At 40.2% G+C, this 21,961-nt stretch carries 19 protein-coding genes and 5 pseudogenes; 13 read left to right on the top strand and 11 right to left on the bottom strand.

All coding sequences use genetic code 11. From position 1 onward, the window contains the following. The coding region (locus RI501_RS13080; protein ID WP_313823451.1) for a YiiX/YebB-like N1pC/P60 family cysteine hydrolase at positions 1-524 on the top strand (524 nt) is incomplete at its 5' end. Positions 525-709: 185 nt separating this feature from the next. Here RI501_RS13080 and RI501_RS13075 read toward each other — a convergent pair. Together RI501_RS13075 and mobQ are read right to left on the bottom strand one after the other, a co-directional pair. After that, positions 710-2,329 carry a DNA topoisomerase gene (locus RI501_RS13075; RefSeq protein WP_463673219.1) on the bottom strand — a complete coding sequence of 540 codons (1,620 nt, stop codon included), beginning with the start codon at positions 2,327-2,329 and terminating at the stop codon, positions 710-712. Continuing rightward, on the bottom strand, positions 2,304-4,364 hold the full coding sequence (gene mobQ / locus RI501_RS13070; protein WP_313823449.1) for a MobQ family relaxase: 2,061 nt from the start codon (positions 4,362-4,364) through the stop codon (positions 2,304-2,306). The genes RI501_RS13075 and mobQ overlap by 26 nt, the downstream gene beginning before the upstream one ends. 251 nt (positions 4,365-4,615) lie before the next feature. On the opposite strand from mobQ, the gene RI501_RS13065 reads away from it, so the two are divergent. Continuing rightward, the gene (locus RI501_RS13065; protein WP_084995208.1) at positions 4,616-4,843 is read left to right on the top strand and encodes a hypothetical protein; all 228 of its coding nucleotides are present in this window, start codon (positions 4,616-4,618) and stop codon (positions 4,841-4,843) included. 22 nt (positions 4,844-4,865) lie between these two features. Beyond that, positions 4,866-5,142, top strand: a pseudogene (locus RI501_RS13060) (hypothetical protein). Here RI501_RS13060 and RI501_RS13055 read toward each other — a convergent pair. The 4 genes and pseudogenes from RI501_RS13055 to RI501_RS13040 all read right to left on the bottom strand — a co-directional run bounded on the left by RI501_RS13055 (position 5,132) and on the right by RI501_RS13040 (position 7,648). Next, positions 5,132-5,614: a hypothetical protein gene (locus RI501_RS13055; protein WP_313823447.1), complete on the bottom strand. Its 483-nt coding sequence runs from the start codon at positions 5,612-5,614 to the stop codon at positions 5,132-5,134. The pseudogene RI501_RS13060 and the gene RI501_RS13055 overlap by 11 nt on opposite strands. After that, positions 5,604-5,885, bottom strand: a complete 282-nt coding sequence (locus tag RI501_RS13050) for a type II toxin-antitoxin system RelB/DinJ family antitoxin (protein ID WP_239309833.1) — start codon at positions 5,883-5,885, stop codon at positions 5,604-5,606. The genes RI501_RS13055 and RI501_RS13050 overlap by 11 nt, the downstream gene beginning before the upstream one ends. Positions 5,886-6,134: 249 nt before the next feature. Next, a pseudogene (locus tag RI501_RS13045) lies at positions 6,135-6,476 on the bottom strand (replication initiator protein A); the annotation flags it as partial. A gap of 335 nt (positions 6,477-6,811) precedes the next feature. Then, entirely contained in the window at positions 6,812-7,648 is an 837-nt protein-coding gene (locus tag RI501_RS13040) for a GIY-YIG nuclease family protein (RefSeq protein ID WP_057879082.1), read from the bottom strand. A 904-nt stretch (positions 7,649-8,552) separates the two neighbouring features. On the opposite strand from RI501_RS13040, the gene RI501_RS13035 reads away from it, so the two are divergent. The 3 genes from RI501_RS13035 (at position 8,553) to RI501_RS13025 (ending at position 10,956) form a co-directional block, all read left to right on the top strand. Continuing rightward, positions 8,553-9,386: a ParA family protein gene (locus RI501_RS13035; RefSeq protein WP_065928790.1), complete on the top strand. Its 834-nt coding sequence runs from the start codon at positions 8,553-8,555 to the stop codon at positions 9,384-9,386. A gap of 2 nt (positions 9,387-9,388) precedes the next feature. After that, positions 9,389-9,748 carry a hypothetical protein gene (locus RI501_RS13030; protein WP_057868372.1) on the top strand — a complete coding sequence of 120 codons (360 nt, stop codon included), beginning with the start codon at positions 9,389-9,391 and terminating at the stop codon, positions 9,746-9,748. Between the two features lie 287 nt (positions 9,749-10,035). Continuing rightward, positions 10,036-10,956 (top strand): IS30-like element ISLsa1 family transposase, encoded by a 921-nt coding sequence (locus RI501_RS13025; RefSeq protein WP_011373852.1) that lies wholly within the window; start codon positions 10,036-10,038, stop codon positions 10,954-10,956. A gap of 141 nt (positions 10,957-11,097) precedes the next feature. On the opposite strand, the gene RI501_RS13020 is transcribed toward RI501_RS13025, so the two are convergent. Further along, on the bottom strand, positions 11,098-12,096 hold the full coding sequence (locus RI501_RS13020) for an IS30 family transposase (protein WP_313823434.1): 999 nt from the start codon (positions 12,094-12,096) through the stop codon (positions 11,098-11,100). A 481-nt stretch (positions 12,097-12,577) separates the two neighbouring features. Here RI501_RS13020 and RI501_RS13015 point away from each other — a divergent pair, with 481 nt between their 5' ends. From RI501_RS13015 to RI501_RS13005, 3 genes are all read left to right on the top strand, one after another. Beyond that, positions 12,578-13,507 carry an IS30-like element ISLpl1 family transposase gene (locus RI501_RS13015; RefSeq protein WP_313819825.1) on the top strand — a complete coding sequence of 310 codons (930 nt, stop codon included), beginning with the start codon at positions 12,578-12,580 and terminating at the stop codon, positions 13,505-13,507. Positions 13,508-13,668: 161 nt separating this feature from the next. Continuing rightward, positions 13,669-14,292, top strand: coding sequence for a MarC family protein (locus tag RI501_RS13010; RefSeq protein ID WP_024855776.1), 624 nt, complete (start codon positions 13,669-13,671; stop codon positions 14,290-14,292). Between the two features lie 234 nt (positions 14,293-14,526). Further along, on the top strand, positions 14,527-15,447 hold the full coding sequence (locus RI501_RS13005; RefSeq protein WP_054519348.1) for an IS30 family transposase: 921 nt from the start codon (positions 14,527-14,529) through the stop codon (positions 15,445-15,447). A gap of 128 nt (positions 15,448-15,575) precedes the next feature. Here RI501_RS13005 and RI501_RS13000 read toward each other — a convergent pair. The 3 genes and pseudogenes from RI501_RS13000 to RI501_RS12990 form a co-directional block, all read right to left on the bottom strand. Beyond that, positions 15,576-15,944, bottom strand: a pseudogene (locus RI501_RS13000) (SufD family Fe-S cluster assembly protein); the annotation flags it as partial. 67 nt (positions 15,945-16,011) lie between these two features. Further along, positions 16,012-16,617, bottom strand: a complete 606-nt coding sequence (locus tag RI501_RS12995; RefSeq protein WP_313823429.1) for a recombinase family protein — start codon at positions 16,615-16,617, stop codon at positions 16,012-16,014. A 279-nt stretch (positions 16,618-16,896) separates the two neighbouring features. After that, positions 16,897-17,790 (bottom strand): annotated as a pseudogene (locus RI501_RS12990) (IS3 family transposase); the annotation flags it as partial. Positions 17,791-18,028: 238 nt separating this feature from the next. Here RI501_RS12990 and RI501_RS12985 point away from each other — a divergent pair. Together RI501_RS12985 and RI501_RS13780 are read left to right on the top strand one after the other, a co-directional pair. Further along, complete coding sequence (locus RI501_RS12985; RefSeq protein ID WP_313823427.1) at positions 18,029-18,769, top strand: helix-turn-helix domain-containing protein; 741 nt, start codon at positions 18,029-18,031, stop codon at positions 18,767-18,769. Beyond that, positions 18,694-18,885: a transposase gene (locus tag RI501_RS13780; protein WP_396442539.1), complete on the top strand. Its 192-nt coding sequence runs from the start codon at positions 18,694-18,696 to the stop codon at positions 18,883-18,885. The genes RI501_RS12985 and RI501_RS13780 overlap by 76 nt, the downstream gene beginning before the upstream one ends. 52 nt (positions 18,886-18,937) lie before the next feature. On the opposite strand, the gene RI501_RS12980 is transcribed toward RI501_RS13780, so the two are convergent. Continuing rightward, positions 18,938-19,960 carry an IS30 family transposase gene (locus RI501_RS12980; protein WP_233742108.1) on the bottom strand — a complete coding sequence of 341 codons (1,023 nt, stop codon included), beginning with the start codon at positions 19,958-19,960 and terminating at the stop codon, positions 18,938-18,940. 354 nt (positions 19,961-20,314) lie between these two features. Here RI501_RS12980 and RI501_RS13775 point away from each other — a divergent pair. Beyond that, a pseudogene (locus RI501_RS13775) lies at positions 20,315-20,449 on the top strand (transposase); the annotation flags it as partial. A gap of 266 nt (positions 20,450-20,715) precedes the next feature. Next, positions 20,716-21,891: an IS256 family transposase gene (locus RI501_RS12975; RefSeq protein WP_313823425.1), complete on the top strand. Its 1,176-nt coding sequence runs from the start codon at positions 20,716-20,718 to the stop codon at positions 21,889-21,891. Positions 21,892-21,961: the final 70 nt, after the last annotated feature.

The following is a 21,961-nucleotide window of genomic DNA, read 5'->3' as shown; positions in this document are numbered from 1 at the left end:
TTAAAAAAGCACAAAATAAACTGTCAGAGATGATCATTAGAGGCACAAAACAAACGTTTTTAGATCGACCACTAGCTTATTACCATATCGGGATAGTAGAAAAAGAAGGCACTGACTTTTTTGTTCTCCATGCAACCAAAGACCATGGTTGCATTCGTCAACCGTTAGATCTATTTATTTCCGAAGAAGGATTGATTGACGTTTATCGGAAGAGTAGCCCTTTAATAAATCCCCTCAAAATACTAAAACGAGCCAAGTCCATGTTAGAAGCACCATACAATCCGAGCTTCAGATTAGATCAGCCAGGATATTACTGTTCGGACTACGTGGTTAATGCATTTAAAGATGAAAATATATTTCATCTATCCCCAATGGTATTTGGCCCTAACGGCTCTGTTTTGCCTGAATGGCAACAGTATTATGAAAATTTAGACTTGCCGGTACCTAATGGTCAGTTAGGGAGTAGTCCGAACTCACTAATTAGCCAAGGCCATCTCAAATTTATAGGAGCTATCAACAGCTGACTTTTAATACAGACAATTATTTGGCCATTTAGGTGAACGATTACGTGAGTTTAAAACACGATCTTGCTGGATATCCCATATCCCTGATATTAAAAAGACTACAATCTAGATAGCTGGTTAATACGGCTATCTGGATGTAAATAGTTTGCCTTATAATCTTGGAAAAACTATGTTTTATTTTTATCTCAGTGCTCAATAATCGAGTCTACAAGGTAAATAGGAGAGCGTAAAATATCAACGACATCATAACCGGTTCCCATGATTCCGATATACTTCAATCGTGATGTTTTGCTGCTCCATTTCTTGGGTAGGGTAAAGTCCTCGCCTTGCTTGGGTTTCACAATGTAAAACTTTTGTTTATTTATGACAGTTACTTGTGGTGTTTCTAAGAACACCTCGGCAACTTTTTGCGCTTGCTGTTGGTGATTGATTTGTTGCTTAATGGCTGCACTGCCAGTTAATTGTGTTGGGACATCAGCGATCAATTTCACTACGAACTTCTTAATTTGGCTCAAAAAGTTATCCGGGGTGCGTTCTTCGGTACTGATTTGCTGTAACGCTTGCTCCCATTTAGCCGTCATTTCTGGACTAGTTAGCAAGGGTTCGAGTTCGACCGCTTTACATAATGTTATCCCGGCTTCACTGACGTGCAGCTTATTTTTTTCAGTGACGAGATAGCCGCGTTTTTTTAATATTTCCAGTACATTTGCCCGGGTCGCACTTGTTCCAATGCCTTGCACGTCTTTGAGAATCGCCTGGGCTGCTTCATCATCAAGCGTTTTACCGGCCGTCTTCATGGCCGTAATCAGGGTACCTTCGGTAAATGGTACCGGCGGGGTCGTTTCTTTTTGCGGCGTTTGCAGATTTGCTTGGACTTGATCGCCTTGGTGAACGAGCGGTAGGGTGGCTGCCTCTTGCTGTTCGGCTTTGTGATCATCAAATAAAGCTTGCCAACCTTGCTTAGTTGGGACCTTACCCGTTGCTTTAAAATTGGCGTCACCAACTTGGGTAATAATGGTGGTTTCCTCGTACTCGTACGGATCAGAAAACATGGCTAATGTGGTTCTTAAAACCAAATCATAGACCTGTTGCTGTAATTTAGGTAAGGCAGCTAATTGATCTTTCGTCGGGACAACTTTTGTCATGATAATGGCGTAGTGTTCTTCAACTTTTTTTCCATTAACATAACGCTTATTTGGCGTGGTATTGGTTAAAGCGACTTGCTTAGAGACTAACCCCAGATACTTCGTCAGATTAGCCACTAAATACTCAAATTCTTCATCAGTGATATAAGCACAATCGGTTCGGAGATAGCTAAGGAACTTAGCTTCGTATAAACTCTGAATGGCGGCTAAGGTTTGGCCGGCACTGGCATGATACCGTTTATTCATGGCACTTTGCAGACTGGATAGTGAGAATAGTTGTGGACTAGCACGCTTTTTGTCTTGTTTTTGGACGTCCTTGATTAAACCGGCCTGCGAGCCTTTCTGAACGTGCTTAGCTTGCATGAATGTTATTAGTCCTGCTTCATCTTTAAATCGCTGATAGGGGTCTAATTTTGCGACGAATTTTTGCTGATTAGCAAGAATTTCAGCATTTAGTTCAAAATAGGGTTCCGGCTTAAAGTTTTTGATTGCCTGGTCTCTTTGATAAACCATATACAAAGTTGGCGTCTGTACTCGACCAATCGAGTACACCCCGCGCACCCCGTTTTGTCTTAATAGCAAGGTGTATAAAGGGCTGCCATTCATTCCAATTAGCCAATCGCTAATTTTGTGATTACAAGTGCATGCCCCCATCTTCATGCCGGTTTCGAGTTTGGTGTTGCCGCTGCTTTTTCGTCATTTCCCACTCGGTTTCTTTTAAGCCGCGTTCTTGTTTTTGCCGTTGGTAATCTTCATCACGAGCATATAGAACAGTCATGATCGCGTCACTAAAGGCCGTCTTTAAGTAATAGTCTGGACTAACTGGCTTGTAGTTCAGTGGTTGATAATGTCCGATATTTGCTTTTCTGTACTGGTCGTCCTTGGCTTGTTGCTCTTTTAACTGCATTTGAATTTTCTCGATCTGACTGTTCTTAATCGTCGGATCAGCTTTGCATTCGCCAAAAAAGAGTTGTTTAGTGCCATCATGCTTTAAAACCCGTTGTAAGTGATGATTTTCTAACTGATCTAAGCTAAGCTGTCCCGATAAATAAGCTAGTCCTTGTTGATGTTCTGGGGGACTGAACACCTGTGGTGAATTTGCTTGCCACTGTTCAATTGTTTCAGCCTGACATGGCTTTAAAACAGGATCATAGTACATCACGGCTGTATAGGCTTGTTCCTGTTTAGTCATTGGTAATTCATCTAAATCGCCGTTAGGAAAGGCTCTTCTTAAAACTTCCTGGTATTGGGTTTGAATAACTTGCTTCACAGCCATGATTGTTCGCAAATCTTTGACTGCGCGAGTAATCTTTTGCTGCTCGGTTGGTGAATACTTTTCTAGTAGACCTTGATCAACGTGTTCTAGACTTTCTAAGCTATCATCATGAATCATCAGCGTATATTTAAGCTCGATTTTGACTTCCTTTTCTTGTTGCATTAATAACTTAAAACCAACGTATGGCCGCTTAGTAAAGGTCAATAATTGTTGGGTCAACAAATCATCACGAATGTTCATTAAACGTTCGTTTAATTCACTACCCTTGAAAACTGTTTGTTCGCTATCGGTTTCCTTAATTAATTCTCGTCTTTCAGCTTGCGTGGTCTGTTCAAAATTAAGCTCTGGATAAAGTTTTTTCGTAGTGCGATCAACTACTTTATTTAAGAGTTCATCTGCTTTTTTGAGTGAGCTTTCTTGTTGGTTAATTGTCAATAATTGTTTAGTCACATCTTCACCAACCGCATGTTTAATTAAGGTGCTGTTTTTCCAATTAAATAGCATGCGCCGCTTATCATCTAAGTTCTCCAAACTGATATAAGTTTTCAGTTCATGGCTTAACTCTTTGACTACCCGTTTTTCATTAAATGAGAAGTGTTTACTTAGGCTATCTAAATGACCTCTATTGATTACTTTTTCTTGGTTATTTTTATAACTGGCTTTGGCCTTGCGATAGTCCTTAACTTGTTGGTTAAATTCTTTTCTTTCATGCCGCTTACTATTGATTCCCTCATGTTGAGTTGGAACTTCATTTATTCCTTGATCTTCAAAGGATTTTTCACTGATCCGATCGGGAATATTTTTTTGCTCTAAAACTTGATTTACACTAACCGCCCAATTGTGCCGCCATTCAGTTATTTTTTCTTTTTTATCCCAATCAACCAACCAAATTTTTCGGTTTCTCACATTCCCTGCAGGGGTCTTAGTTTTATTACCATGACTATCTAAAATGTATTCGGTTTTTGTTTTCTGTCCCCAAGTACCATCGGGGTTAAATGGGCGATTGGTTAACATCACATGAGCGTGCGGATTATCTGGGTGGTCGCGATGAATTGCCACGTCGGCTACCATGCCCTCATCAACAAAATTTTCTTGCACATATTTTGTCAGTAATTCTTTCTGTTCGGATTCACTTAATTCTACCGGTAAAGCCACGTTAAACTCTTTTGCATACCGTGAGTTTGATTTACGATCTTTCGTTTCAACTTCATTCCACAACCGCTCTCGATCACTGGCCCATTCTGGTGAATTTTTGGGGGTTAAAATAAAGCTTTCTGGCATAACCGAGCGGGCATAAAAATAGTGGCGACCTTCCTTATCATCAAATAGCTTTTCACCACTTCGATAAGCGGCACTGGCAATCGCACTTCGTCCTTTACCAGCACTAATATTACTAAAACTCATGTGAAAAATTGCCATGTCGGTCACCACCTTTCTTTGGGTTTATGGGTTTGACTTTGTTGTCGCCATCGGCGACTTCTAATACAGGTTTTAATGGGTTTAGCACAATGTCATCGAAGATGACGTGTAAGTGCGCATTGACCTCGTTTCACTCGGTCTTCTGATTCTATTAACTTTAACTTAGTGTATGCCTTCCGCTTCGCTATTTCAACTTTTATACTTTGACTTAACGTTTCCCTTATGATATAGTGTCGGTGATTATTTCTAATATGATTGGAGGGATCGTTATGTCTCAAAGTAACTTAGAAAAACAAGAAGCTAAATTAAAAGCCCTTAATCAAAAAATTAAGGACGAAAAAAATAAGATTGAACAACGGCTAGGTAAACAAATCATCAGTCAAGCCAATTTAGATTATGCTAATTTGTCTAACGATCAGATTAAGCTTTTATCCAAGCAATTTTCTGAATTTTTAAAGGTAAAGTCCGTAGATCATTAGCCATACGAGATGGGGAAATTCCATGTCTAATCAATATGAAAAACTAGTCGAGCAGCAAGCGCGTTTAAAACAAAAAATTGAGCGGGAAGATTTTAAATTACGGCAATCTAAATACTATGAAAATCGGCAAGCCCGCAAAGCCCGTTCTCGGATTAATTCAAAAAGGAGCTTTGCTAGAAAAATACTTCCAAGCTGATAACCTTTCGATCGAACAAACCGAAGAGCTTTTAAAAACATTCGCCGATTACGTTAATGCCCATAAACCGAATAAACTCAAAAACGATCAACCTAATAACTAGGCCGATCGTTTTTATTTTCAGGATTATGTTTAGCAAAGTTTTTTAACTGTTTTTGAATTCTTTGTGTAAGCTCTGCTTTACTTTCTTTGTGCTTCCTTTTACTTGATCGCTGTTGAATTATCTTTTGACCCTTACCTCTTCTTTTTGATTTTAGGTCAAGCGTAAAATCTGAAATTTTATTTTGATCTAGCTTACTTAAATGACCGATTTCTTTAAAGTTTAACCCAGCTTTGGGAAAGCGATAAATATTACCAAGATCGACCCAAGAAGGTTTCTTCAACCCAGCGGATTGCCAATCTTGAATCGGATAATACTGTTGCTTGATATAAGCCGACTTCTTTTCATACTGACTAGTAATTTTAAAAGCCTCGACCATCTGTTCTGATACCCGACGAATTAAAACTGGCCGAGACTTACCACCGTTAGTTTCTACAAAACTAACGTATAGGCTGACTAAGTCATTAGTCCTCATCTGGATCGTTGAGCCAATCAGCGACCTCTTTAGCGTCTTTGAACTCGGTGACTGGTGTCCCTTCGGTCGCCTTTAAAAAGCGTAAATTAGCTCTTTCTTCTTCGCTTAAAGACGCATTAAAAGGTAAAGCACCATTAGCAACAATCCGCTTGTAAAACATGTTAATGGCCGTGGTTGGATTTAAGCCCAATTCGCTTAAAACTGCTTCGGTATCATCGGCCAAATCTTTATCAATCTTGACTTGGACCCGTTTCTTTTCCTTACCTGCCATGATTGTCTCATCTCCTCTCTTTTAATACTACCATTATACTACCTTTTGAGTACCTTATCAATAGATAAAGCCCTAGTCTCAAATCACTTGAGCTTGGCGTTGATCTAAAGGCTGAACTTTTGAGCTGGTTAGCTCTGGCACTCATTTAAAAGCCCCTATTCTTCTGTTTAAGCCATTTAAATCTAACCTAAGTAAAATAGGTTAGTGAGTCTTAAAACTGCTTAGAAAGGATTTTGTAGCCTTTTAGGACTAGTAGTACAACCCACTGTTGTCGTTGTCGGCCGGCTTTTCTTCTTCGGGGTGTTTGGCCGCGTATTCTCTAGCCGCTTATTTATTCCACCAAACACCAAATAGATTTTGCATGGTGCCGTACAGGTAGTTTTCCACGTTCTTGATGTGCTTCTCATTGCTTCTTAGGGCGTTAAAGTAACGTCTCAAGGCTTTAGTCATTAAAAATTTAAGTTCTTCGTCGTCCAGTGGGATTATGACGCCAATATCTTTATGATCCTTCTCAACTCGGTACTTAGCATTTAAGATAATACCAACGAAGCGACGCATCTGTTGCGGGGTACGGCACCAAAAACAAACTAAGCAGTATTCATCATGTTACAGCACCCAAGTAAAAGCTACGAAGATAAAAACATTCATCCTCAAAATATGTAACCTAGAAAAAAGACCTCCAGTGTTAAACCGGGAGCCTTTTTTAGTATACCAATTTCTACTTAACATAATGGGGCTTATCCCAAGTAAACCCTTCACTCCCTGATAAAACAACGATCCGTTATTTGGCCTTTGTGAAAATTGCCGATGTGGGATTGGTATAGGTGAAAATCGCCCGAAAAATCAGAAAATCCACTTTGTGAAGTTAGCCATTCAAACGGCTATACCTTTACCTATAATCAGTGTATAAACCAATGAAAATTATTCTAATTTTCATTGTATCCAAATTTTTTATTTCTGGAATCAAACACTTTCTTCCACCAAGACTCACGACGCAAAATAAATGAATCATCCACTCTTGAATTATAATTTTCTAATATTGAATATTGAAAATTCTTTTTCACATATTCAAATCCAGCTTCTTTAATAAGCTCCTGTAGGCACTTATTCCCACCGTGACCATTACTAATGTAGCTTCTCCATCTATCTAAAAGCATGCCGTTTTTACTAGTTGCAGAACCAACATATAGCTTTCCATTAGATACATCACGAATTAAATATACCGCTTTTTGATTTGAAAGAGCGGTAATCCACTCACTTTTATTTTTTTCTAATACCAACTTTAACTGCTGATATGAAAGGCATACACTATCATAACCTGGAAAACCATCATTCTTATATACATCTGGTAAAACTTGAGAAACAACCAATTTTTCAAGTTTACTTTCCGCGTTAACAACTGAAGCTTGGAAATCTTTATGATATTTAATTAAAACCCTTCCATATAGTGGACGATACCGTTTTAATTCCTTTCCAGCATAATTTATTCCATGAATTACACCTAACTCTTCCGTAACCAATTTAACTGTTGTCAGAAGATAAATATCTCCCTTTACTCTAACCAAATTAATTGCAACATCATTAACATTAAAATAACGTTTCTGATTTCTCCAAAATAACCATTGATTATTAATCAGCTCAGGATTCGCTTGAAACACGTCTATTGGATCTTCTTCGGTATTCCATTGATTAAACTTAATTTTTACATTTTCTAGGTTAGACAAACCTAACAAATCATTTAAATAAATAGCATGTGTACTCAACAAAAAAACTCCTAACCCTTATGAATTTAATGTTGACGGGTTACGGTTTTCCGTTCAGTTTAGAGGGAGTGACGTTTTGAGCGCAGAATTGTTCCCTGGAATCAGCTATTTGGAATAACTGAACCAGAGTACAATTCTACGCTAAGGTTTTCCCTTAGTTCGTCGGTCGTTAACGCCCGTCGCTTGTCTGTACAATTGCGGTATTGCTACCACCACTCATTATAAACCTACGTTTTCGGTTTAACCTACTAAAAAACGCCCTAGCAGGCGTTGATGATACGTATTTGTGTTTGTTCGATCACCAACTAATCAGTGGCACCAAGCCGAAGCTTCGTTTTACCACCCGCGCCGTTAATGGTCGCGCTCACCATTCACCACCCAGCCGTACAGATGACCTTGTTGTGGTATAGCCAGACTTATTGAAGTCGCACTGGCAAACGTGTCCCCTTGGATTTAGACCCCAGCTTGTCCCCTAGGGCTTTAAAAATCGCACCGGCCATGATATAATAATAACTAAATTAAATTTATCTTTGTGGCGCTCACCGATTCCAGTCAGTGGGTGTTTTTTTATGTTCTATTTTATATTTTTAATAATACCCCACCTTAGCAAGAAAATAAAGATAAAATTAGTTTTTGTATACTAATATTCAAATAGTAATTTATACGAATATCCTAATAGTGAAATATACATTTAGTACGATATTCAAATATACGGATAGTAAAAAAATATGTACTGGTATATCAAGAACAAAGCGGTTGTTTTATTTGAATATTTGTATTCAAATATTCAAATATTCAAATAAACAAATAGTCCAATATTCAGATATACAAATAGTAAATTTAAATAAACACACAAATCAAAACAAATATGTGGTAATATTTTTTGTAGTAAGGAGGGGACATGTTGACTAAGAAAATATTATTCGGAAATTTTAAGGGCGGTGTAGGCAAGACAACCAATTCCGTGATGACTGCCTATGAATTAGCAAAGAAAGGGTATAAAACCCTTGTATGTGACTTAGATCCTCAATCAAACTCCACTCAACTATTGAGAAGAACATATGGATTGCAGCATAACTCTGAATTAAAGATTGATAAAACTATGATGGTTGCAATTCAAGAAGAAAAACTCCCCGATGCCATCGTTGAGATAATGAATAACCTGTACTTATTGCCTTCTTACAAAGACTTCGTTAGCTACCCGGATTTCTTGGAAATGAAATTTATGCCTAACGTGCCAAACTATAAAGAAAAAAGAATGTCATATTTCGGTACTCTTCTATCTGAAGTAGAGAATAAATTTGATTACATTATTTTTGATGTTCCGCCTACACTATCAATATTTACAGACACTGCTTTATACGATACAGATTATGTTATTATTGTTCTTCAGACTCAGCAAAGATCATTAGACGGTGCAGAAGCATTTTGGGAATATCTTCAAGAATTCTACAACAATCACACAGCTATAGACTTCGATATTGCTGGGATCTTGCCAGTCCTGTTAAAAAACAATTCCGGAATTGACAATCAAATCATAAAAGATGCTAGAGAAACTTTTGGCAAAGATATGATTTTTGAAAACATCATGCACCATATGGAAAGATTGAAGCGCTACGATAGAAAAGGAATATCAGAAAAAGGGCTAACTAGTGTAAACGACTTCCACGATATAAGGCTACACGCATTGTACGGCAAATTAACGGAAGAAATCATTGCTCGGACTGGGGGCAAATAGCAATGGCTAAAATGGAATTCAAAAAGCAAGATAGAAACCAGTTAAAACAAACAAAACCCGTAGAAGAAACTGTCATATCTCGTCCTAGTAAAACATTTGATATAAAAGATATGGAAAAAAATGAAACGAATAAGAATCCCGTTGGTCGCCCTCGAAAAAACAAAAAGTATGGAACTGTTAGACTTCAAAAAAATAATGTAAATAGAATTAACTCCATTCAAAATTCGTTAGGATATATTACTCAAGATGATCTTATATCAGCACTGTTGGACAAAGCTGAGCGTGAATTATCAAATGAGCAAAAAATAATGTTCGAAATGTATATGAAGACATACCAAAACCGTAGTTCAAAGCACCCATAGACGACACGTTCAGCTTTTAGACGTATACTTTGTCCGTTTAAATGAAGCAGAATGCATACAAAAAATCCCTCTATTATGCGGAGTAGGGGCCTTTTTTGTCGTCACTTTATAATTCTCAAGAGATACTTTGAGTGCCCCTGACAGCTTCATAAGGTAGCATTCGGATGTATCTGGTATATTATAAAGAGAGGCAAATTCTATAATTAATCCGAACAGAAATTAAAAAGCCCAAAGCAATCACTTACAATGGTAGTAGCTAATTCCAACCAATATAGGGAGTGATTACTTTGGGTACATCTACTTTATCACGTTTTCAACGTGGCGCACTAGCACAACTGGTCAATGAGGGGAATAAATCTTACCAAGTAATGGCTGACGCCTTAGGCGTCGCCAAAGCTACGATTAGCTATGAGTTGGACCGGGTTAAACCTTATGATCCAGAATTAGCTCAGCAAGATGCAGATCGCAAAAGGCGGAATTGCGGTCGTCGTTCGATGCTGACGGCAGCATTAGCGACTTTAATTACCAATCACTTACGATTAACCTGGTCACCAGAAACCATTGCGGCCGCTTATAACTTGAGCACTGCGTCAATTTATAATTGGCTTAATCGTGGCTGGCTCCCCTTCAAATTGACTGATCTACCCAATCGGAATGTCCGCCAGCACCGAGTGAGCGAAAATCGTGGGAAATTTACAAGTGGGACTTCCATCGAACAACGGCCAACAACTGTTAATCAACGGTTAGCTTTTGGTCATTGGGAAGTAGATACGGTGCTTTCTAGTCGAAGTGAGTCACGATCATGTCTGGTTACATTCGTAGAACGTAAGACCCGACTTCTATGGGCCATCAAAGCCCCTAATAGAACGGCTAAGGCTCTAAACACCGCCTTTGGCAAGTTTATGGGGGCCTTCGGTCCCCAAGTAAAATCCATTACTGTTGATCATGGTAAAGAGTTTGCCAATTATCAGGCCTTAGAACAGGATTATCAGATCAAAGTTTATTTTTGCCATCCATATTCACCATGGGAGCGAGGTTCCAATGAATATTTTAATAGACGGTTACGCTGGTTCTTCCCGAAAAAGACCAATTTTAGCCAAGTAACGACTGATGAGATCCTAGCAGCACTTGAACTAATTAATCAACGACCATTAAAAATACATCATCAACAGACTGCCATTGAAAGATTCCGGGCTTGTTCGGATTAAACTTGTAATTTGCCGAGATAATAAAAAGACCCCCTAGCGATAAAACTAGAGGGCCTTTTTAACTCTGCACAAATTGATGAAGGTAGTATTTGAGGTGAAATGCTACAGTAGGTAGTATAGCACTTTTAGTGTGACGAATTGTCAACTCAAGTGCAACTTTTTACCCATGAAGACTTCTGATGGCGTCTTCCAGCCTAAGACCTTGCGTGGTCGATTATTCAGTTGTTCAATGTAAGTCTCAATTTCCTGGTCGCTCTGAAGGTCTAGGTCTGTGTTCTTGGGAAAGTATTCTCTAATCAGTCCGTTGGTGTTTTCGTTAGTTCCTCGTTGTTGAGGCGCGTGTGGGTCAGGAAAGAAGACCTTTGTATTCAGACGTTCTGCCAGCTCCCTGTACCGGGCAAACTCCCTTCCACGGTCAGGAGTCACTGTTCTTACTCGGTTAGCTGGTAAGGCACCAAGCAGCTCAATCATGACGTCTCTAACAGTGTCAGCTTTTGCGTTGGCCGTTCGCTTCGAAAGCAGATAGCGTGATTTACGGTCAACTAATGTTACTAATGCAGAGTGTCCTGTTTTACCGCGTACTGTATCGCCTTCCCAGTGACCAAACCAGCTGCGATTTTCTGCCGACCGGGGTCGGTCGTGAATTGATGGCACGCCATTGAAGCGCCCCCGGCGTTCATTTATGGTGCCTTTGATTTTGCGCGTCTTGCCTCGGTGTCGAAGCAGCCTTGGTAGCCCGCGAGCACCATGGCTCTTCAATGGAACGCCGAGATTATCTAGGTAGATACCTCTGTAGATAGTCGAATAGCTGATGCGAATAGGACTGCCTTCTAGTGACAAGCGACCGGCAATCTGTTCAGGCGACCAATGTAGCACCGTGATATATCGAATGACAGCGTCACGAGTCCCCGGTCGATCGAGGATCCGAGGACGCCTGCTAGCCAAGCGAACCCGCCGGTAGCGGTCCTGAGCGGTGCCTGCCGAATAACTCCGCCAGCCGCCGTTACGTGCAATTTCACGGCTGACTGTACTCTTGGAACGACCTATCTCTTTGGCGATGGTATCAAGAGGTTTGCCTGTAGAGATACCAAGCAGTATCGATTCACGGTCTTTTAAGGTAAGATGGGTGTACGGACTCATAGTCGGGTTCTCCTTGTAGTTGGTCTTGTGGTGATTCCATTTTACAAGGACTCAGGCTATGAGTCTTTTCTATTTGACTAATTTGTTGCACTTGAATTGTAAATCCGTCACAATAAAAAAGCCCCCATTAACCAGAAAATGAGGACTCAGAAGAAGATGTTGCATATTATACACACATTCACATTGTAACACTTTTAGAGTATAAGAAAAGCCCTCACCAAACTGACAGTAGGGACTTACAAATCGTAAATGAAAGAGCACTCTCATGCTTCTTAATGTTAACACTTTTTTATGTAATAAAAAAGCACTCTAGCAAGGAACTAGTGAGCTTTTTTAAGGCAAAGATTTTCTGGAATAAAATCTAAGCAAGAGGTAGATTAACGGTAGATTGTAAAATTAATCCGAACGCTGTTCGGACAAAAAAGATCAGCTTCCTTTAAAATGGTGTTTACCACAAACCCATCTTTTAGGAGCTGATCTTTTGTCTAGTATAACCTATTCCGAACGAATTAAAATCGAAACCTTTTGTGAACTAGGGCTGTCCAATATCCAAATGGGCGTTCGGCTGAACCGATCACCGTCAACAATTTCTTATGAATTATCTCGATGTCAACCTTATCAGGCTGAATTAGCACAAACAGATGCCGAATACAAGCGATCACGATGTGGTCGGAAAACTAAGCTGAGCGATGAGTTAAAGCAAAAAATTCTCAACCATTTACGTCTAAGCTGGTCACCAGGAATGATTGCTCACGAATTTAAACTAGCTACTAAATCTATTTATAATTGGCTAAATCAGGGGAGAATTGATTTCTCCTTGAATGATCTACCTGAACATGGCGTACGCCAACGGCGTAACGTTGACCAACGATCCAAATATAATCAATCTTTGGGGCGATCAATTGAACAGCGTCCCATGATGATTAATCAACGTAATCGCATCGGCGATTTTGAACTAGATACAGTCGTTGGTCCTCGTGGGCATAGTAAGGCAGTTTTATTAACTTTAATCGATCGAAAATCACGGTTCCTTTGGGCATACCGGTTAAAAGATCGAACGACAGCGAGTGTTAATGAAGCACTGACTAAGTTCCTAACAACTTTTAATGGACCGGTGCACAGTTTTACTGTGGACCGTGGTACTGAGTTTAGTGGGCTAGTATCATTTGAATCACAATATGGTATTAAGACCTATTACTGTCATGCTTATACGCCAGCTGAACGTGGTAGTAATGAACGCTTTAATCGGAATTTACGTTATTTTTATCCTAAGGGGACTCGTTTTGAGCACATTAGTGCTCAAGATTTAACGACGACGTTACTCCAAATTAACCAGCGACCGCTTAAAATACTCGACTGGCAAACACCGTATCAGGTTATGCTGACCAATTTGTCCAAAAATTCGGATTAAATTTGCAATCTACCATCTCTTTAGAAGAACAATATTAATATGACTTATTGTCTAATTTTTCAATAACGGTACATAAATCACCAAACTTGGCATTTCCCCACCTAACCCATATAATTAAAAAACAATCATTGCATTGAAAACGTTTAACAAGGAGGACGACCATGCATTTAGTTCAAGCATTTTTACTTTCATTCACCGCATTTTTTGCAATTATGAACCCCTTTGCTAACTTGCCAATATTCGTCAGTTTGACTGCTGATAACAGTCGCAAGGAAATCAACGCGATTGCCCGACTGGCTTTTATCGTGGCGACCGTCATCGTGGTACTGTTTGCCTTTCTCGGAAATTACATCTTCACCATTTTTGGTATCAACCTTGCTGCACTCCGCATCATGGGCGGAATCATTTTGGGGTTGATTGGTTACCACATGATCCAAGGTAACGTTTCGCCGATCCAGCACGATCCCGAAAAATCCGTTAAGGATTCCGTCAACAGTAGTAACACCAACGTCGCGATTTCTCCGCTAGCCATGCCAATTTTGGCCGGCCCCGGAACCATTGCCACCACCATGAACTTGGCTAGTGGAACTACCCCCTTCATCGTCGTGGCCGCGTTCGTTGTTTTAGCAGTCATTGCTTACTTCATTTTTATCTACGGTGAACAAATCATGGACAAGCTGGGCAACAACATCATGAACGTGATCACCAAGTTAATGGGGCTGATTTTAGCAACCATCGGCGTCAAAATGCTGATCGTGGGTGTACAAGCCGCCTTCCACCTTTAAAATAAAAACGCACCCCCAAAGTCGGCTAGTTCGTGAGCATTAACAAGGAATCGTTGGTTATGCATGAACATGGTTACCAATTACCTATTAAGCGACGCAAACTGACTTTGGGAGCACGTTTTGGCTTTATTATGGTAAATTCTATAATTAATCCGAACAAAAATTAAAAAAAGCCCAAAGCAATCTCTTACAATGGTAGTAGCTAATTCCAACCAACTATAAGGAGCGATTACTTTGGGTATCTCTACTTTATCAAGTTTTCAACGTGGCGCGCTAGCACAACTAGTCAGTGAAGGTCATCATACTTACCAAGATATGGCTGACGCTTTAGGCGTTGCCAAATCTACCATTCACTATGAATTGAACCGGGTTAAACCTTATGACCCTGAATTGGCCCAACAAGATGCTGACCGCAAAAGACGGGCTTGCGGTCGCCATTCGATTCTAACATCATCATTAGTGACTTTAATTACCAATCACTTGCGATTAACCTGGTCACCAGAAGCGGTCGCGACTGCTTTTAACTTGGGTACCGCTTCAATTTATAATTGGCTTAATCGTGGCTGGTTACCTTTCGAATTAGCTGATCTACCTAATCGAAATATCCGACAGTGTCGAGTTAATGAACACCGTGGCACATTTACAAGTGGGACTTCGATTGAACAACGACCAACAATTGTTAATCAGCGGTTAGCTTTTGGTCATTGGGAAGTAGATACAGTGCTTTCTGGCCGGAAAGCGTCACGAGCATGCCTGGTCACTTTTGTAGAACGTAAGACGCGACTTCTATGGGCCATAAAAGCCCCTAACCGAACTGCCAAGGCCTTAAATAGCGCCTTTGAAAAGTTTATGGGAACCTTTGGTTCCCAAGTGAAATCTATAACTGTTGATCATGGTAAAGAGTTTGCCGATTATCAATCCATAGAACAAGACTATCAAATTAAAGTTTATTTTTGCCATCCATATTCACCATGGGAACGGGGTTCCAATGAATATTTCAATCGACGGTTACGTTGGTTCTTCCCGAAAAAGACTAACTTTGGCCAGGTAACGACAGATGAAATCCTGGCAGCGCTTGAACTTATTAACCAACGGCCATTAAAAATCCATCATCAACAAACTGCCATTGAAAGTTTCCGGGCTTGTTCGGATTAAACTTGTAATTTGCCTTATTTAAAAATGTTTTCTAATTTAATTTTATTATCGATCGTTTAAGAACGGCGTTAATTCGCCGTTCTTTTTATTGGGCAAAATTTTGCATAACGTTCGCAAATTTCACAGCTTTAGCCGATGCTGCCCTCCATCTGAAACTTAATCAACCGGTCTAATTCCACGGCGTATTCCATGGGCAATTGCTTAGTGAAGGGCTCCAAAAATCCCATAATAATCAATTGGGAGGCGGTCGCTTCGTCTAATCCCCGACTTTTCAAGTAGTACAGTTGGGCTTCAGAGATTTTCGAAACGTGAGCCTCGTGTTCAATCGTACCGTCGCTCGTTTCGATGTCGTTAACCGGGAAAGTATCGCTGGCACTGTCTTGATCTATCAAAATCGTATCACACTCAACGTGGGACTTAGCCCGTTTGGCCGCCTTAGTGTATTTAATCAATCCTCGGTAGTCCGCCCGGACGCCGTTATGGCAGATTGCTGCGTTAGCCGAGGTGTTTATTACTAGGCTACACACTCCCAAAACAAGAAGCGCAAAACAAGTGAGGATAATTTTATGTGGCTTCATGTACTCCACCTCTCACAATCTTAAATTTCTTTCGATAACGAATAAAAGTTGTCCGCTTTATACCGGTATTGCGGGCCACGTCCACATCACTCATACCGGCTTGATATAGTTTAAAGGTATGTTGTAAGCGGGGATCATCTTGGTTATATTGTGCTTTACGGCCATGGTATTTGCCCTGCTGTTTAGCGAGGGCAATGCCTTGTTGTTGACGTTCAATAATTCGTTTACGTTCGCTTTCGGCTTGGTACTTATACAATTCAATAATGAGGTTAGTCATCAGTTGGCGCAAGTTCGGATCAGAGATGCCGGTCATCGATGGTAAATTTAACACATCTAATGTAGCTCCCTTATCCTGAATGCTATTCATGATTTTGGTTAGGTCTTGATTATTTCTGCCTAATCGATCTAATTCAGTGACCAAAACAATATCCCCTTCACGGATATAGGCCAACATCTTTTGCAACTTGGGTCGATTGGTAGTTGCACCGCTTAATTTATCAGTGAAAAGCTTATCAACATTCTTTAAAGCATTTAATTGACGATCTAAATGCTGTTCTTTGGAACTAACGCGCGCATAACCAATAGTTGCCATTTTACCGCTCCTTTTTGGACAGTTCTAATGAACATCTGTATTTCCTAGTATAGCACAAAAATAAAAACGGCCACTAGGGTATACCCTAGTGGCCATTTAACATCCTTCTAAAACTCATCAGAAATACTTTCATGGTTAAACTTGGGGTTTAACCTTATTGATTTAACATCCTTCTAAAACTCATAAACTTTAGAATTATGCCTAATAATGGGGTTTAACCTTATTGATTTAACATCCTTTGGATTTAGGTCAAGAATCTGGACACATTTTATGTATAATTTAAGCGACTAATTTTTCCTTTTCATTTGGAGTTAAATAATCAATGCTACTGTGAATTCGAGCACTGTTATAAAAGCTCTCAATGTAGCTGAATATTGCAGCATTTGCTTCTTCAAAATCCTGATAATGGTGTTGGTAAACCTCTTCTTTTTTCAAACTGGCGTGAAATGATTCCAAACATGCATTGTCATAGGGACAGCCACGCTTGCTATAAGAATGGCGAATATGGTGTTGCGCTAAGATCTGTTCAAAGCCAGCACTGCGGTACTGGCTACCCAGATCGGTATGCACAATTAAGTTATTAGTCGTCTTTCTAGTTTCAAAGGCTTGTTGAAAAGTGCTGATCACAAGATCAGCAGTCATATGACGGCTGATTTTATGGGCAATGATTTTACGTGAATATAAATCCTGAATGCTTGATAAATAACACCAGCCATTGGCTTTGGTGTGAATATAAGTTATGTCTGCACACCACTTTTGATTTGGACTGGTTGTACGAAAATCTTGCGCGAGTATATTTGAATAATCAGTCGCATCAATATCATTAGTTTGTTGATAATGCCACTTCTTGCGCGTGATTGATTTTAACCCCATTTGGCGCATTAATCGTTGAACTAGCTTAATACTGGCAGTCTTACCTTCTTTTTGTAACGCTTTTAGAATTTTAGGTGCCCCGTAGATACGTCTAGAATTAAAGTAAATGCGTTTAATCGACTGGCTAAGTGTCTTACGACGCTTGGCTTGTGGCGATACATGATTCTGCTGATGTTCATAGTAAGTTGAGCGTGGAACTGAGAGTACTTTACAGGTTTCTTTGATACTATGGTGCTTCAAATTAATATCAACGGCTGTCTGCCAGTCATCTGGGTTTACTTTTTGGCGAATATGGTTAAGGCTTTTTTTAAGATGTCATTCTCACTTTCTAGCTGTTTCAAACGTTTTTGCAACGCTAAAACATCTGATTTGGAAATTCCACTTCCTTTGTCTTCTTTAGGGTCTACACTTTCTGGTATTGGTGAATAACTAATACCGGTTTTTTGTCTGTTTTGAAAATCAGAAAAATAAAAAAGGACATCTGTCCTCTTTGTGCTACGATTTAATCGCCAAAACAAATCGAAAAGAGGAAATTCAGATGTCCCTAACTAATTCTATCTTATGCTTATTCGAAATAACAGACCCAAACTTAATTGTCACTGGTATTTCTAAAGAACGGTGTTCCACAAACCAACGTATTCATGTCGTCCATGCAACTTTGTCTTATCAACTTTTAAAGTGCCCACATTGTGGCCATAAAAGCTTAATTAAAAACGGAACTCACATGAGTCACCTGCGTTTAGGAACCTTATCCGGTGGTCGTTACGAAATGCATTTAAAACGTCAAAGATACCAATGTAAAGATTGTTCAAAAACCTGTGGTGCTAAAACTAAGTTGGTTAATCGTAACGAAACTTTCACACATAATATCAAACATCAAGTGATCGTTTTGGCACGCGATATGTTGACGAGTAAAGAAATTGCTAAACTTTGTGGAATTTCGCCAAGCAGTGTTCAACGAATCCTAAATGCCAATATTCACTTAGCCTATCGTGTTAAACATCTCCCAGAGAATCTTTGCTTTGATGAATTTCGTTCCTGTAATCACTGGATGTCCTTTAATTGTTGTGATGCCGTTAGTCATCGCCGAATTGTTACTTTAAAAGATCGGCTAAGTAAAGATATCATTGACTACTTTGAAGCTCGTTTTTCGGTTCAAGAACGTGCCCAAGTTCAATCAGTGACGATTAATATGGCAGCTTCATTCATCGCTTATTTCCCAATGCGGCCACGATTATCGATCGTTTCCATATTATTCAACTGGCTGGGCGTGCCTTAGATAATGAACGCACGCAGACCATTCGTACTATCCAAGATAAGCATTCACGAATTTATCATATTTTAAAATCTCAATGGCGTTTATTTCATCTTGATGAAATAAAAGTTAATGCCTGAATTGTCAAATCAAGTGCAACACTCACAACCCATTCTTATCAGTTGGTCTAGCTTAGTCGAAATCGGGTAATAAGGACATGGCAGTCTGGTAGCCCAGAACCTTGCGGGGACGAGAGTTAAGGATATCCTGGATGGCCTGAACGTTCACAATACTTAGCTCTTTCATGGACTTACCCTTAGGAATGAACTCACGGATTTCACCATTCAGATGCTCGTTACTGCCACGTTCCCAGGGCGAGTACGGATGAGCAAAATAGACATCCGGTCCCTTGACCTGGGAAAGTTTGGAAAACTCAGAACCGTTGTCAAAAAGCACCGTTTTGAAGTGCTCCGGTCCATAGTCGTCAACAATGTTCTGAAGCGTATTAAGGCAGGTATCGGCGTGGTAATTCGGTATCTTGACAATGATGGCATACCGTTTTGCCCGGTCAATAAGGGTCATTAGTGCTGGTTCACTGGCCTCACGCTTGCCCTTAACCAAGTCGCCTTCCCAATGGCCAGCGACCTGACGTTCTTGGGCCTCTACGGGAAGCTCTTCGATGGATTTCCCGAAGTTACGCTTGTTTAGGCGTTTGTGTGAACGATAACCGGATCTAGCGTGTCGCCGCAGCTTCATGGGTAAATCGCCATTCTTTAATTTCAGGACACCCGCGTCGATATAGCGATAGACAGTGGGCACTGAAGGACACCGGTCGTCCGGGTGATTGACCTGATAATAGTGCACAAAGGTATCTACGCTTAAAAGACGTTGGCGTTTTTTGAGCGCTTTAGTTAGCTGTAGGAAGAATTGTGGTGCCTTGTCAAGCCAGCTCTGGGCGTGACAGGCTTCACGGGCTTTATTGTGTAGTAATTGGGCAGACTCAGCCCAATAGACCAGTGTAGGTCGTCGATTAGGGCCTAGCTGGTGAACGCTCCCTCGTCGAATTTCACGACTGATGGTGCTGGGACTTCGGTGCAACATTTGGGCGATCTGATGGCAAGAACGGCCATCAAATCGCCAGTTCATAATAAGAGTCCGTTCGGCAGATTGGAGTTGTTGGTAATGACTAGTCGTGGTACGCTTAGATTGGGTCATGAAGACACTTCTTTCTTAATTCGTCGTTGATTTAAGAATAGGTCTTCATGGCCTTTTTGGTCCAATTATTTAAGTGGTGCACTTGAATTGTAAATCAGGCAATAAAAGTTAATGATTCTAAGGCTGTTTATTTACGCGGAATTAACGAGTATATGACGCAACAAAACGCCATTGATTTAGCTCTAGACGCTTTTCCCAGATTTAGATCTGTGTATCAAACCTATCAAGGTATCTTAAGTGCCATACAAAAAGGATGCTAATGCGTTCCAATCCTTACTTACTAACTACCAACCCACTAGTAATCAAATGGACATAACGATCAACACGTTTATCAAAAATGGTTCAGCCCTTCTAAACAGTTGTCGTTATCCATTTTCCAACGGTCCAATTGAAGGACTTAATCGTAAAATCAAGGCATTAAAGCGTAACTGTTTTGGTTTTCGAAATATTGACAACTTCTTTATCCGGATTAGTTTAATTCATGAGTAAACAAAAAGCACATTCACCGAAGTGAATGTGCCGTTCAAAATCTCCACCAATACGATTTCTAATATGATGTCAAGTATCAACTTATTTAAAAAAGAGTACACTAAACAGTGATAGCTTTTTGACAGAAAAAAGCTGTCATAAATATCAAAGAGAGCGTAAAATATCCTGTGTAAATGCATAAAAGATTTCTGAATTGTATAGAAATAGGGAATGCCTTCCCTTATGATATTTAGTAACCACAGAAAACATCACAGGAGGCATTCCCCATGAATGAACTTACCACAGAAATTATCGCTGCACTAGCCCAAAAGCAAGATTTGGACGAAGTTTTTCGTCACCACCTCGAAATTGCGATTAACCAGCTGCTTCAAACCGAATTGGCAGAGTTTTTGGGTTACGAACGCTACTCATACGCTGGGATTAACACTGGTAATAACCGCAACGGCAGTTATGAGCGCTCGTTTGATACGAAGTACGGCCAACTTAACTTAACCATTCCTCGAGATCGCAATGGCCGGTTTGAAAATCATACCTTGCCAGCCTACGGTCGGCACAGTGATAATTTAGAAACAACGGTCATTCAGTTGTATACCAAGGGAATTACCACTGCTGAAATTGCCGAACTCATTGAGAAAATGTACGGTGCTCACTACTCCAAAGCCACGGTTTCCAATATGACTAAAGCCGTCAATGAACAGGTTCAAGCTTTCCAGCAACGTCGACTGGCATCACAATATGCGGCCATCTTCTTAGATGCCACTTACTTGCCGTTAAAGCGGGATACCGTTCAAAAAGAAGCCGTTCATATTGCGATTGGCATTCGTCCAGATGGTACGAAAGAAGTGCTGAACTACCAAGTGGCGCCAACGGAATCGACTGGAATCTGGACTGAACTGCTGGGAACCTTGATCAAGCAGGGCGTTAAAGATGTGCTGTTGTTTGTGGCCGATGGGTTAGTTGGTTTGGATGAAGGCTTGAATCGGTATTTCCCTAAAGCCAAACGACAACGTTGCCTGGTTCATGTTGGGCGGAATCTGATGAACAAAGTTCGCGTAAAAGACCGCAAGGCCGTGATCAGTGACTTTAAACAAGTTCATCGGGCCGCCAACCGTGAAGCAGCCGAACTGAAACTGAATGAGTTCGCCAACAACTGGCATCAGAACTATTCCAAATTAATCAAAGATCTGCTTAAAATGCCGAATTTACTCACTTTCATGGACTTTCCACCAGCTATCCGGCAATCACTATACTCCACTAACCTGATTGAGAACTTTAATAAGCATCTCAAGCGCACCACCCACCACAAAGAACAATTTCCAACGGAAGATTCACTGGATCGCTTCCTGGTTTCTCAGTTTAATGTTTATAACGAGAAGTCTCTGAAGCGGATCCACCGAGGGTTCAAAGGACTCCAGGACACCTTGGAAGCATCATTTATTTAAGTTAGATACATATTATATGTACGAAGGCATTTCATTTACACAAGATTCTTGACGCTACCATATCAAATAT

The sequence above is a fragment of the Levilactobacillus zymae genome, from assembly GCF_032190635.1.
Taxonomy (GTDB): domain Bacteria; phylum Bacillota; class Bacilli; order Lactobacillales; family Lactobacillaceae; genus Levilactobacillus; species Levilactobacillus zymae_A.
Note: the sequence above shows the minus strand (reverse complement) of the source record. Positions and strands in the feature narration are given on the sequence as shown.

Bases quoted from the DNA above. Each gene is read 5' to 3' on its own strand.
- RI501_RS12995 (WP_313823429.1), bottom strand. From the start codon at position 16,617: ATGGCAACTATTGGTTATGCGCGCGTTAGTTCCAAAGAACAGCATTTA.
- RI501_RS12975 (WP_313823425.1), top strand. From the start codon at position 20,716: ATGAATGAACTTACCACAGAAATTATCGCTGCACTAGCCCAAAAGCAA.
- RI501_RS13050 (WP_239309833.1), bottom strand. From the start codon at position 5,885: ATGGCAGGTAAGGAAAAGAAACGGGTCCAAGTCAAGATTGATAAAGAT.
- RI501_RS13065 (WP_084995208.1), top strand. From the start codon at position 4,616: ATGATTGGAGGGATCGTTATGTCTCAAAGTAACTTAGAAAAACAAGAA.
- RI501_RS13075 (WP_463673219.1), bottom strand. From the start codon at position 2,329: ATGAAGATGGGGGCATGCACTTGTAATCACAAAATTAGCGATTGGCTA.
- RI501_RS13030 (WP_057868372.1), top strand. From the start codon at position 9,389: ATGGCTAAAATGGAATTCAAAAAGCAAGATAGAAACCAGTTAAAACAA.
- RI501_RS12980 (WP_233742108.1), bottom strand. From the start codon at position 19,960: ATGACCCAATCTAAGCGTACCACGACTAGTCATTACCAACAACTCCAA.
- RI501_RS13010 (WP_024855776.1), top strand. From the start codon at position 13,669: ATGCATTTAGTTCAAGCATTTTTACTTTCATTCACCGCATTTTTTGCA.
- mobQ (WP_313823449.1), bottom strand. From the start codon at position 4,364: ATGGCAATTTTTCACATGAGTTTTAGTAATATTAGTGCTGGTAAAGGA.
- RI501_RS13020 (WP_313823434.1), bottom strand. From the start codon at position 12,096: ATGAGTCCGTACACCCATCTTACCTTAAAAGACCGTGAATCGATACTG.
- RI501_RS12985 (WP_313823427.1), top strand. From the start codon at position 18,029: ATGTCCCTAACTAATTCTATCTTATGCTTATTCGAAATAACAGACCCA.
- RI501_RS13055 (WP_313823447.1), bottom strand. From the start codon at position 5,614: ATGAGGACTAATGACTTAGTCAGCCTATACGTTAGTTTTGTAGAAACT.